General features: G+C 53.7%; 10 protein-coding genes. 5 read left to right on the top strand and 5 right to left on the bottom strand.

Annotation, left to right across the window (positions count from 1 at the left end; all coding sequences use genetic code 11):
* Positions 1–125: 125 nt before the first annotated feature.
* Positions 126–1,622: an inorganic phosphate transporter PitA gene (pitA, locus tag QEN31_RS01300; RefSeq protein ID WP_000902764.1), complete on the top strand. Its 1,497-nt coding sequence runs from the start codon at positions 126–128 to the stop codon at positions 1,620–1,622.
* 139 nt (positions 1,623–1,761) lie between these two features.
* Here pitA and uspB read toward each other — a convergent pair whose 3' ends face one another.
* On the bottom strand, positions 1,762–2,097 hold the full coding sequence (uspB, locus tag QEN31_RS01295; RefSeq protein WP_000626193.1) for a universal stress protein UspB: 336 nt from the start codon (positions 2,095–2,097) through the stop codon (positions 1,762–1,764).
* A gap of 387 nt (positions 2,098–2,484) precedes the next feature.
* Between uspB and uspA the strand changes: the two genes are divergently transcribed.
* Together uspA and dtpB are read left to right on the top strand one after the other, a co-directional pair.
* Positions 2,485–2,919 (top strand): universal stress protein UspA, encoded by a 435-nt coding sequence (uspA, locus tag QEN31_RS01290; protein WP_000323565.1) that lies wholly within the window; start codon positions 2,485–2,487, stop codon positions 2,917–2,919.
* A 324-nt stretch (positions 2,920–3,243) separates the two neighbouring features.
* The gene (gene dtpB, locus QEN31_RS01285) at positions 3,244–4,713 is read left to right on the top strand and encodes a dipeptide/tripeptide permease DtpB (protein WP_001098277.1); all 1,470 of its coding nucleotides are present in this window, start codon (positions 3,244–3,246) and stop codon (positions 4,711–4,713) included.
* Positions 4,714–4,804: 91 nt separating this feature from the next.
* On the opposite strand, the gene rsmJ is transcribed toward dtpB, so the two are convergent.
* The 3 genes from rsmJ to QEN31_RS01270 all read right to left on the bottom strand — a co-directional run bounded on the left by rsmJ (position 4,805) and on the right by QEN31_RS01270 (position 9,065).
* The gene (gene rsmJ / locus QEN31_RS01280) at positions 4,805–5,563 is read right to left on the bottom strand and encodes a 16S rRNA (guanine(1516)-N(2))-methyltransferase RsmJ (RefSeq protein WP_001165134.1); all 759 of its coding nucleotides are present in this window, start codon (positions 5,561–5,563) and stop codon (positions 4,805–4,807) included.
* Between the two features lie 6 nt (positions 5,564–5,569).
* Positions 5,570–7,612 (bottom strand): oligopeptidase A, encoded by a 2,043-nt coding sequence (gene prlC, locus QEN31_RS01275; protein ID WP_000184178.1) that lies wholly within the window; start codon positions 7,610–7,612, stop codon positions 5,570–5,572.
* Positions 7,613–7,793: 181 nt separating this feature from the next.
* Positions 7,794–9,065 carry an acid phosphatase gene (locus QEN31_RS01270; protein WP_000766151.1) on the bottom strand — a complete coding sequence of 424 codons (1,272 nt, stop codon included), beginning with the start codon at positions 9,063–9,065 and terminating at the stop codon, positions 7,794–7,796.
* A 210-nt stretch (positions 9,066–9,275) separates the two neighbouring features.
* Between QEN31_RS01270 and QEN31_RS01265 the strand changes: the two genes are divergently transcribed.
* Together QEN31_RS01265 and gorA are read left to right on the top strand one after the other, a co-directional pair.
* A complete protein-coding gene (locus QEN31_RS01265; protein WP_000954235.1) occupies positions 9,276–10,118 on the top strand; it encodes a 23S rRNA (adenine(2030)-N(6))-methyltransferase RlmJ in 843 nt (280 codons plus the stop codon).
* A 104-nt stretch (positions 10,119–10,222) separates the two neighbouring features.
* Positions 10,223–11,575, top strand: a complete 1,353-nt coding sequence (gene gorA / locus QEN31_RS01260; RefSeq protein WP_000160774.1) for a glutathione-disulfide reductase — start codon at positions 10,223–10,225, stop codon at positions 11,573–11,575.
* A gap of 46 nt (positions 11,576–11,621) precedes the next feature.
* Here gorA and fraE read toward each other — a convergent pair whose 3' ends face one another.
* Positions 11,622–12,665 carry a fructose-asparagine asparaginase gene (fraE, locus tag QEN31_RS01255; protein WP_000702755.1) on the bottom strand — a complete coding sequence of 348 codons (1,044 nt, stop codon included), beginning with the start codon at positions 12,663–12,665 and terminating at the stop codon, positions 11,622–11,624.
* Between the last annotated feature and the right edge of the window lie 28 nt (positions 12,666–12,693).

The following is a 12,693-nucleotide window of genomic DNA, read 5'->3' as shown; positions in this document are numbered from 1 at the left end:
AATTCTTTAGTGATATCAAACAAAGCACGAAGTACATCAAAAAAAGTCTATATTTCACTTTGCCCGCGCCGCCAAAGTCACTGATAATGCGCCGCGTTCATGTCCTCAAAATGGCGTAACGTCCTATGCTACATTTGTTTGCTGGCCTGGATTTACATACCGGGCTTTTATTATTGCTTGCTCTGGCTTTTGTGCTGTTCTACGAAGCGATTAACGGCTTCCATGACACAGCCAATGCAGTCGCAACCGTGATTTACACCCGTGCGATGCGTTCGCAGCTGGCGGTTGTCATGGCGGCGGTGTTTAACTTTTTTGGCGTTTTGCTGGGGGGTCTCAGCGTGGCGTATGCCATTGTGCATATGCTACCGACGGATCTCCTGCTCAACATGGGTTCCGCGCACGGCCTCGCTATGGTCTTTTCCATGTTGCTGGCGGCGATTATCTGGAACCTCGGTACCTGGTATTTCGGGTTGCCGGCGTCCAGTTCCCACACGCTGATTGGCGCCATTATCGGCATCGGTTTAACCAATGCGATGATGACCGGCACGTCAGTGGTGGATGCGCTTAACATCCCGAAAGTTATCAATATTTTCGGTTCACTCATTATCTCCCCTATTGTCGGTCTGGTATTCGCCGGCGGTCTGATTTTCTTGCTGCGCCGCTACTGGAGCGGTACTAAGAAACGCGCCCGTATCCACCTGACGCCAGCCGAACGTGAAAAGAAAGACGGCAAGAAAAAGCCGCCGTTCTGGACGCGTATCGCGCTGATCCTCTCCGCTATCGGCGTGGCGTTTTCGCATGGCGCGAACGATGGTCAGAAAGGCATTGGCCTGGTCATGCTGGTGCTGATTGGCGTCGCGCCTGCGGGTTTCGTGGTCAATATGAATGCCTCCAGCTACGAAATCACCCGTACGCGCGATGCTATCAACAATGTCGAAACGTACTTTGAGCAGCGTCCTGACCTGCTGAAAGCCGTCACCGGCGTTGACCAACTGATTCCCTCTCCGGAACCGGGCGCGACTGAACCGACTGAATTCCACTGCCATCCGGCTAACACCATTAACGCGCTTAACCGTGCGAAAGGGATGCTGGCAAACGTGGAAAGCTACGACAAGTTAAGCGTTGAACAGCGTAGTCAGTTGCGTCGCATTATGCTGTGCATTTCCGACACGACCGACAAAGTCGTGAAATTGCCTGGCGTAAGCAGCGATGACCAGCGCCTGCTGAAAAAGCTGAAGACCGATATGTTAAGCACCATTGAGTATGCGCCAGTGTGGATCATTATGGCAGTGGCGTTGGCGCTGGGTATTGGTACGATGATCGGCTGGCGTCGCGTGGCGACCACTATCGGCGAGAAAATTGGTAAAAAAGGCATGACGTATGCGCAGGGAATGTCGGCGCAGATGACGGCGGCAGTCTCTATCGGTCTTGCCAGCTACACCGGTATGCCAGTTTCTACCACTCACGTACTCTCCTCTTCAGTGGCGGGAACCATGGTCGTTGATGGCGGCGGGTTGCAGCGTAAAACCGTGACCAGCATTCTGATGGCCTGGGTATTTACGTTACCGGCGGCGATTATTCTTTCCGGCGTGCTGTACTGGCTTTCCCTGAAGATTATTTAAGCCAAATGGGCCGGATAGCGCTGTCGCTAATCCGGCCTGTCAGGATGAAACGACACAGGCCTGATAGGCCGCTATAAGCGGCGTCATCCGGAGGCTTATCTAATACGAGCGGGTCAGGAAACTGGCCCGCTTTTTTTATTCAGTGCCAAATCATGAGCGCAATCAAGCTCACCACCACCAAACCGCATAACGCGCTGGTCAGCAGAAACTGGCGGCGCACGCGTTCACAACGGCGAATAAATTCTTCATCATGATGATCGCGATAGCGCTGAGCGTAGATATACCATACCAGGCGCACCTGTTTGTTGGGCTGACCATGCGTGGTAAAGAAGCCGCCGCCATCGACATATTGATAGAGCAAAGGATCGCAACCACGAAGTACCACTAACAGTGCGCGTAGCGATGAGAAATAGCGCGCCATATTAACAATGCAAACGACACATAAAGCCCAGAATAGTGAGACGGTGCTTATCATATCTCCTCCCCGGCGACCCGCCCACGGAGTTCCTCTCCGGGACTACCGCTCCCCGATACCCTGCCAGACAATCAGTGAAAGAGTACTACGAAAGCCGTCCATATTAGCGCTCCGCATTCGAACGGCTCTTATACACATTGTAGGAGATCAGTTAATTTTTTTACCAGAAGGTTAATCACTATCAATGCAATTCCCTAGAAATTTTGTTTAACTAACTGGCAAGCAAGGCAGATTGACGGATTATCCTGGTCGCTATAATGTAAGGATAGTTATGGTAAACGGCTGAGCTAGCCCCGCGCATAGAGTTCGCAGGACGCGGGTGACGCGGCGGCATAAGAAACGCCAGTAGCTCAATGGTCATCGACAACTTATGGAAGGAGTAACACTATGGCTTATAAACACATTCTTATCGCAGTTGATCTCTCCCCGGAAAGTAAAGTTCTGGTTGAAAAAGCGGTCTCTATGGCGCGCCCCTACAACGCGAAAATCTCCCTCATCCACGTTGATGTGAACTATTCTGACCTGTACACCGGTCTGATTGACGTCAATCTGGGCGATATGCAGAAACGTATCTCCGAAGAAACCCACCACGCGCTGACCGAGCTGTCTACCAACGCTGGCTACCCTATCACTGAAACCCTGAGCGGTAGCGGCGATTTGGGCCAGGTGCTGGTTGATGCCATCAAGAAATACGATATGGATCTGGTCGTTTGCGGTCATCACCAGGACTTCTGGAGCAAACTGATGTCTTCTGCGCGCCAGCTGATCAACACCGTTCACGTTGACATGCTGATTGTGCCGCTGCGCGACGAAGAAGAGTAATACTTGCCGTGCCGGCTGGCGGCTAAGACCGCGTCTGGTCTATAGTCAATCAGGTTGGCCTGAACCATCAGGCAAATTCCGGCTATCAACAACAACGCCCGCTTATGTGGGCGTTTTGTTTATCCCCCCTTCTTCGCAGTACTCAGTACATCATTCCATCACACCAAACATAATTAGTGTGATCCACTAATTAGTTTGCGTATCATTTGTATAATAACCTATTGATCAGGCTAATAACCGCAGTCTATATCAGGGTAAGTCTTTTCGGCGCGTTTTGATATACGCGCTCATACGTTTCGGGATGGCATTAAAAGGCGAAGGAATATGAATACAACTGCACCTACGGGCTTGCTGCAGCAACCTCGTCCATTCTTCATGATCTTTTTTGTAGAATTATGGGAACGATTTGGCTATTACGGCGTCCAGGGCATCCTGGCGGTCTTTTTCGTTAAACAATTGGGTTTTTCTCAGGAACAGGCCTTTATTACCTTTGGCGCTTTTGCAGCACTGGTTTATGGCCTGATCTCCATCGGCGGCTATGTTGGCGACCATCTGTTAGGGACTAAACGCACCCTGGTCCTGGGCGCAATTGTGCTGGCGATTGGCTATTTTATGACCGGCATGTCGCTATTAAATCCCGATCTGATTTTTATCGCACTGGGTACGATTGCCGTGGGCAACGGGTTATTTAAAGCCAATCCCGCCAGCCTGCTCTCTAAATGCTATCAGCCTAAAGATCCCCGGCTGGATGGCGCTTTCACCCTGTTTTATATGTCGATTAACATCGGTTCTTTGTTATCGCTATCGCTGGCGCCGGTGATTGCCGATAAATTTGGCTATGCGGTGACCTATAATCTGTGCGGCGCTGGTTTAATTGTTGCGCTTCTGGTGTACTTCGCCTGCCGTGGCATGGTGAAAAATATCGGTTCTGAACCGGATCATAAACCGCTACGTTTTCGCAATTTGCTGCTGGTACTACTCGGCACCGTCGTCATGATTTTCCTCTGCGCCTGGCTGATGCACAACGTTAAGATTGCCAATCTGGTGCTCATCGTCCTTTCTATCGTCGTCACTATTTTCTTCTTTCGCGAAGCGTTTCGTCTGGATAAAACCGGCCGCAATAAAATGTTCGTGGCGTTTATTCTGATGATTGAAGCCGTGCTGTTTTACATTCTGTATGCGCAGATGCCTACCTCGCTGAACTTCTTTGCGATTAATAACGTGCATCATGAAATTCTTGGATTCGCCATTAACCCGGTGAGTTTTCAGGCGCTGAACCCATTCTGGGTGGTCGTCGCCAGTCCGGTACTGGCAGCGATTTACACCCGGCTGGGTAGCAAAGGCAAAGATCTGACTATGCCGATGAAGTTTACGCTCGGCATGTTCCTCTGCGCGCTGGGTTTTCTGACCGCCGCCGCCGGGATGTGGTTTGCCGATGCGCAAGGATTGACGTCGCCGTGGTTTATCGTGCTGGTGTATCTGTTCCAGAGTCTGGGCGAGTTGTTGATTAGCGCGCTGGGGCTGGCAATGGTCGCCGCTCTGGTGCCGCAGCATCTGATGGGCTTTATTCTGGGAATGTGGTTCCTGACCCAGGCCGCCGCCTTCCTGCTCGGCGGTTATGTGGCGACCTTCACTGCCGTACCGGAAAACATCACCGATCCGTTGCAGACGCTGCCCATTTATACCGGCGTCTTTAGCAAAATTGGTCTGGTAACGCTGGCGGTCACCGTGGTGATGGCCATTATGGTGCCGTGGTTAAACCGAATGATTAATACGCCAGGTACCGAACAGTAATACTCAGTGCCGGATGCGGCTTACGCCTTATCCAGCCTACAAATAATTGAGAATCGTAGGCCCGATAAGCGTAGCTCCATCGGGCAATCCGTTACTCCGTCAGAGGGGTTCCGGCATAAATATCAAACCGATGCCCTTTGGTGACGATGGCGTTGGGCGTCGCGACATCCGCCAGCGGCGGCGCATAATCGGGACGTTTAACCACCACGCGTTTGGTCGCCAACTGACGCGCCGGTTCCAGCAGTCCGTCGGCGTCTAAATCCGGCCCCACCAACGACTGAAACACCCGCATCTCTTTCTTCACCAGCGCGCTTTTCTGCCGGTGAGGAAACATCGGATCGAGGTAGACCACCTGCGGGCGCGGCGTGATATCGGTCAACGCCGTCAGGCTGGAAGCATGAATCAACTGCAAACGCTCCTGAAGCCAGCCGCCAATGTCCGCATCGGCGTAGCCGCGCGTCAGACCGTCATCGAGCAGCGCGGCAACCACCGGGTTACGCTCCAGCATCCGCACGCGGCAACCGACGGACGCCAGCACAAACGCATCGCGCCCCAGTCCGGCCGTGGCATCAACCACATCCGGCAGGTAATCGCCTTTGATACCGACGGCTTTCGCCACCGCTTCGCCGCGCCCGCCGCCGAACTTGCGCCGGTGCGCCATCGCGCCGCCGACAAAATCGACGAAAATACCGCCGAGCTTCGGTTCGTCGCGCTTGCGCAGCTCCAGATGTTGCGGCGTCATCACCAGCGCCATCGGGTTGTCTTCGTCATGCTCCAGTCCCCAGCGGGCAGCCAGAACAGATAAGGCGCCGTCTGTGGCGCCCGTTTCATCCATTAAGCAGATTTGCACGTAAAATCAGCCTTTAATCCCGTAATGCTCCAGCATCGCGTCCAGTTGTGGTTCACGGCCACGGAAGCGTTTAAAGAGTTCCATCGGCTCTTCAGAACCACCGCGAGTCAGGATGTTATCAAGGAACGACTGACCGGTCTCACGGTTGAAAATGCCTTCCTCCTCAAAGCGGGAATAAGCGTCCGCCGCCAGTACGTCGGCCCACAGATAGCTGTAGTAGCCTGCCGCATAGCCGCCAGCAAAGATATGGCTGAACGCATGTGGAAAGCGACCCCATGTCGGTGACGGCACCACGGCGACCTGTTTTTTAATTTCAAAGAGCGTCTCAAGAATTTTCGCTCCTTGCTGTGGATTAAATTCCGCATGCAGACGGAAATCAAACAGACCGAACTCCAGCTGACGCAGAATAAACAGCGCCGCCTGATAGTTTTTCGCCGCCAGCATTTTATCCAGCAGTTCCTTCGGCAGCGGTTCGCCGGTCTCATAGTGGCCGGAGATAAACGCCAGCGCTTCCGGCTCCCAGCACCAGTTTTCCATAAACTGACTTGGCAGTTCGACCGCGTCCCACGGCACGCCGCTGATACCGGAGACCCCGGCGGTCTCAATGCGGGTCAGCATATGATGCAGGCCATGACCAAACTCGTGGAACAGGGTGATCACTTCGTCATGGGTAAACAGAGCGGGTTTACCGTTCACCGGACGGTTGAAATTACAGGTCAGATAAGCGACCGGCTTTTGCAATGTGCCGTCCGCTTTACGCATCTGGCCGACACAGTCGTCCATCCACGCCCCGCCGCGTTTGTGTTCGCGCGCGTACAGGTCAAGGTAGAAGCTGCCGCGCAGCTCGTTATTTTCGTCATACAGTTCAAAGAAACGCACTTCCGGGTGCCAGACATCAACGTCAGTACGCTCTTTGGCAGTGATGCCGTAAATACGTTTCACCACTTCAAACAGGCCATTCACGGCTTTGTTTTCCGGGAAGTACGGACGTAGCTGCTCATCGCTGATGCTGTACAGGTGCTGTTTTTGCTTTTCACTGTAGTACGCGATATCCCACGGTTGCAGCTCCTCAACGCCAAATTCGGCTTTGGCGAAGGCGCGCAGCTGGGCCAGCTCTTTTTCCCCCTGCGGACGGGCGCGTTTCGCCAAATCGGTTAAGAAATCGAGCACCTGCTGCGGATTTTCCGCCATTTTGGTGGCCAGCGATTCATGGGCATAATTTTCGAAGCCCAGCAGTTGCGCCAGTTCATGGCGCAGCGCAAGAATTTCTTCCATCACCGGGCTGTTATCCCACTTACCGGCGTTCGGCCCCTGATCGGAGGCGCGAGTGGAATAGGCGCGATACATCTCTTCGCGCAACGCCTGGTTGTCGCAGTAGGTCATGACCGGCAGATAGCTCGGGATATCCAGGGTCAGCAGGTAACCTTCCTGCTCTTTGGCTTCCGCCTGGGCTTTAGCTGCCGCCAGAGCGCTTTCCGGCATTCCCGCCAGCTCGGCTTCATCGGTGATGAGCTTCGTCCAGCCCATAGTGGCATCGAGCACATTATTGCTGTACTGGTTGCCCAGCTCAGACAGGCGAGTGGCGATTTCGCCGTAACGCTGCTGTTTCTCTTTCGGCAGGCCGATGCCGGACAGTTCAAAATCACGCAGCGCGTTATCAACCGCTTTCTTCTGCGCGGTATTCAGAGTGGCGTAATGATCGCCGTCGCGCAGGTCGCGGTACGCGTTGTACAACCCTTCATGCTGGCCAACCCAGGTGCTGTATTCCGACAGCAGCGGCAGCGTCTGTTCGTAGGCTTCACGCAGCTCCGGACTATTTTTCACCGAGTTTAAGTGGCTAATTGGCGAGAAAATACGCCCCAGAACATCGTCGGCTTCCGCCAACGGCTGGCAGAGGTTTTCCCAGCTATACGGCGCGCCATGCGCCACAACGCCTTCTACCGCCGCCCGGCAATCGGCCAACGCTTTGGTGACCGCAGGCACCACATGCTCCGGTTTAATTGCAGAAAAAGGCGGCAGTGAAAAAGACGTTAGTAATGGATTGGTCATATGCGCAGTCCTGTAGAAGAAGGTGAGTGGAGCGCGCTTTTGGCGCTCTCGCGATGAGATCTAGAATGGGGGATAGTAAGGGGAATTTCAATGATGGACAGCGTACAGACGTGGGTATCGCTGCAATAAGCCGCCCCTTTAACATCATCCCGGCTTACGTTTTATAAGCCGGGTGACAACGTCAGCGCGTTTTTCTCGCCATCTCGTAAGCAGCGGACAGATCCAGACGCTGCCAGAACTGTTGATCCTCGGTCTCGCCCGACAACGGATATCCTGCCGGTAACGCCGTCTCTTCCATTAACGCCTGACGCTGCGCTGGCGACAGGTTCGGCAGCGCTGTCTGTAGCAGAACATCGGCGCCTTTTGGTATTTTCAACGGCTGATGCTCGCCTTTCTGTTGCGGCAGGTTATAAGTCATGGTGAAGCGGTAGAAGGTATGCATGGCCGGATCGCGGTACGGATCGTCTTTTCCGGTCGATGCCGCGCATTCGACAATCGTCGTACCGCACTCTTTCACCAGCGCCTCACGCAGTTGAGCGCGAGCTTCGTTGAATAACGTACGGTAATACGGATCGTTAAGATAATGCGCGACATTACGCTGCGCGACCATCCGCGCGCCCATCACATCCAGCGGATAGTGTACGCCAAGGACCAGGCGAGAATAGCCATAACGCGCGCCACGAATCACCAGCGCATCAAAGCGTTCCGGGATCATTTCCGCCATCAACAGCGCATCCGTATAACCGGTATTCGTGTGTCCGCTGGGGAAAGCACCGCCACCTGCGGTATAAGGATGACCATCTTTTACCACCACATCATCCGGCGTCAAATGGATAGTATTACCCGGCACCTGGTAAGGACGCGGGTAATGAAAATATTTTTTCGCCGCGCCGGTGCTGACTTCCGAGGCTTTAATCAACGCCGCCGCTTTGCCCAACTCACCTTTATCATAAGCGGCGAGAAATGCCCGCCCCAGCCGCGGCCCCATTGCGTCGCTCAGGAAATAGAGATACTCCACGCTTTCCGCATCCGCCAGCGCCTGGTGACGGGTATTAACATCGGCATCGTGATTAATCGCCGTCACCGTCGCCAGATTGTCTTTCAATACTGCTTCCGGCAATGTATTGAAGGCGGAAAGTAGGGTAATCCCCATCTGTTGATTCTCAGTAGTATGAAAATCATAACCGCTAGCCTGTAACCAGGCATTATCCGCCTGGATGGAATTCTGTCGCATCTGAGCCAGGGCGTCGCGAGTCAACGCGGCGGTATCGCCTTGTAATGCCTTACGCAACTGTGTCAGCCATTGAGCCTCAAGGTCATTAAAGGCGACGCTCGCCGAGTCGGGCGTCACGCTTTTCGCTATCGACTCCGCCTGGGACAGGGGAATATCTTTCGCCAGTGCCGGCATCGCCAGCGCCAGAGATGACGCCAGTACAGTAATGTGTAGTTTCATTATGGTTCCTTTCATTAAAAATAACGCCAGGTCAAAACTACTACCTTGCCCACAGGCGATGCTGGCCTGCGCAGTTGACGGTTTGATGATACGAACACGTCTTGCAATACTTTCACAACGCGCGAAACAACATGGCGGTACTGGGGTAATCTCTACGGATCTGCGGTAAACTATCGGCTAACTTGTTTACTTCCCGGAATATCTGCATCCATGCTCAGTTATCGTCACAGCTTTCACGCTGGCAACCACGCCGACGTCCTTAAACATACCGTTCAGAGCCTGATCATCGAGTCGCTAAAAGAGAAAGAAAAACCGTTTCTCTATCTGGACACGCACGCGGGCGCGGGGCGTTATCAGTTGGGCAGCGAACATGCTGAACGTACCGGAGAGTATCTGGAAGGCATCGCCCGTATCTGGCAGCAGGACGATCTGCCCGCCGAACTGGAACCGTATATTAGCGTCGTAAAACATTTCAACCGCAGCGGGCAGTTACGCTACTATCCGGGCTCTCCGTTAATCGCCCGCCAGTTGCTGCGTGAGCAGGACAGTCTGCAACTCACGGAATTGCATCCCAGCGACTTCCCACTGTTGCGCGCGGAGTTTCAAAAAGACAACCGCGCCCGCGTGGAACGCGCTGACGGCTATCAGCAACTGAAAGCCAAATTGCCGCCGGTTTCCCGCCGCGGTCTGATCCTCATTGACCCGCCTTATGAAATGAAAACCGACTACCAGGCGGTAGTCAGCGGCATCAGCGAGGGTTATAAACGTTTCGCCACCGGGACATACGCGCTATGGTATCCGGTGGTGCTCCGCCAGCAAATTAAGCGCATGATTCATGAGCTGGAGGCCACCGGCATCCGTAAAATCCTGCAAATTGAGCTGGCGATCCGCCCGGACAGCGATCAGCGCGGGATGACGGCGTCCGGTATGATCGTGGTTAACCCGCCGTGGAAACTGGAGCAGCAGATGAACAACGTGCTACCGTGGCTGCACAGCAGGTTGGCGCCAAACGGTCACGGACACACTTCGGTAAGCTGGATCGTGCCGGAGTAATCACAGCCATCGGTGGAACCTTTCACCTTCAGGTATACAATCGCGAATATTTTGGCGGGTAGCGCAGAATCTATCCGTCCGACAACGAACATAAAGGAGCGGTCATGACCAAACACTATGATTACATCGCTATCGGCGGCGGCAGCGGCGGTATCGCCTCGATTAACCGCGCCGCTATGTACGGCCAGAAATGCGCGCTCATCGAAGCCAAAGAGCTGGGCGGCACCTGTGTTAACGTGGGCTGCGTGCCGAAGAAAGTGATGTGGCATGCCGCGCAGATTCGTGAAGCGATTCATCTGTATGGCCCGGACTACGGTTTTGACACCACGATTAATCAGTTCGACTGGAGCAAGCTGATTGCCAGCCGTACCGCGTATATTGACCGCATCCATACTTCATACGACAACGTGCTGGGCAAAAATAACGTGGATGTGATTAAAGGCTTTGCCCGCTTTGTCGATGCCAAAACCATTGAAGTGAACGGCGAAACCATCACCGCCGACCATATTTTGATCGCTACCGGCGGCCGTCCGAGCCATCCTGAGATTCCAGGCGTGGAATACGGCATTGATTCCGACGGTTTCTTTGCGCTATCTGCCTTGCCGGAGCGCGTCGCGGTGGTAGGCGCAGGTTATATCGCCGTTGAACTGGCTGGCGTTATCAACGCGCTGGGGGCGAAAACGCATCTGTTTGTCCGTAAACATGCGCCGCTGCGCAGTTTTGACCCGATGATTAGCGAAACGCTGGTTGAGGTGATGAACGCCGAAGGCCCGCAACTGCATACTCACGCCGTGCCGAAAGCGGTGGTGAAAAACGCCGACGGCAGTCTGACTCTGGAACTGGAAGATGGCCGCAGTGAAACCGTTGATTGCCTGATCTGGGCCATTGGTCGCGAACCGTCGACCGACAATATTAATCTGGCGGCAGCGGGCGTGAAAACCAATGAAAAAGGTTACATCATTGTCGATAAATTCCAGAATACCAACGTTGAAGGCATTTACGCCGTTGGCGACAATACTGGCGCGGTAGAACTAACGCCAGTCGCCGTCGCCGCCGGTCGCCGTCTCTCCGAGCGCCTGTTTAACAACAAGCCGGAAGAGCATCTGGACTACAGCAACATCCCGACCGTGGTCTTTAGCCATCCGCCTATCGGCACCGTCGGGTTAAGCGAGCCGCAGGCGCGCGAGCAGTACGGCGACGAGCAGGTGAAAGTCTATAAATCATCGTTTACCGCTATGTATACCGCGGTAACGACACACCGCCAGCCGTGCCGTATGAAGCTGGTCTGCGTCGGGCCGGAAGAAAAAATTGTGGGTATCCACGGTATCGGCTTCGGCATGGATGAAATGTTGCAGGGCTTCGCAGTGGCGCTGAAGATGGGCGCTACCAAGAAAGACTTCGATAATACCGTCGCTATTCACCCGACCGCATCGGAAGAGTTTGTGACCATGCGTTAATATCTTGTGCGCCCATCTTCAAGGGTGGGCGCACAAGCCTGCATGATTAATACGTACTGAAATAACTCTGGATCAGTTCCGGATTACGCGTCTGAGTTAATGCCGTCATCAGCAAGACTCGCGCCTTCGCCGGGTTGAGCGAGTCAGACACCAGCCCTGGCTGCCCTTTATCCAACGGTACGACGCCGTTTCCGGTGCGGGAAGCGCGCACCACGATAATCCCGGCTTTCTCCGCTTTTTTAATCCCCGCGTCGCTGCGTACCGAGACCGAACCTGCGCCGGTTCCGGCATAAATAATACCGTCCGCGTGATGGGCGATCGCCGCATCATACATATATTCCGGGTCGTCCTGATAGCCGTAAATAATCACCACATTGGGTAATTTTTTGATATTACGTACGTCAAAAACAGATCGCAGGGTATGAATTTTTTCCACCCGCGTTTCGAACTGTGGCTGACCATTAACGATGACCCCCAGATAGCCCTCTTCCGGCGCTTTAAAGGTATCCAGAGTCGTGGCATTAGTTTTCGTCACAAAGCGCGCCGAACCAATACGATCGTTTAAAACCACCATCACACCGCGTCCCTTCGCATTCGGGTCAGCAGCCACCGTGACCGCTTCCAGCAGGTTCATTGCGCCATCGGCGCTGATTGCCGACGCGGGCCGCATTGCAGCGGTAAACACCACCGGTTTGTCGCTTTTCACGGTCAAATTAAGAAAGTAGGCGGTTTCATCGAGCGTGTCAGTGCCATGAGTAATAACCACACCGTCAACATCGTCCCGCGCCAATAACGCATTCACCTTCTGTGAAAGTTTCAGGATGATATCGCTGGTCATATTTTCGCTACCAATATTCGCCACCTGCTCGCCGTCAACGCGAGCGATATTATTCATTTCCGGCACGGCATTTATTAATGTTTGCACGCCAAGTTCACCAGATTTATATCCGGCGGTTTGCGTATTATTGGCTGCCGTCCCGGCGATAGTACCACCTGTCGCGAGAATAACAATATGCGGTAGTGACGTTGTGCTAAATACACAGTGGCTGATGAGCAGCAACACGGTGGCCATGAAAACTCTAATTTTCATTTTCTTCCTCTGAATTAAAAATAATAAG

Origin of the sequence: Salmonella sp. SA15303 (genome assembly GCF_029962125.1) — a bacterium.
GTDB classification, from domain to species: domain Bacteria; phylum Pseudomonadota; class Gammaproteobacteria; order Enterobacterales; family Enterobacteriaceae; genus Salmonella; species Salmonella enterica.
The sequence above is the reverse complement of the archived record's forward strand: the minus strand, read 5'-3'. Positions and strand labels throughout refer to the sequence as shown.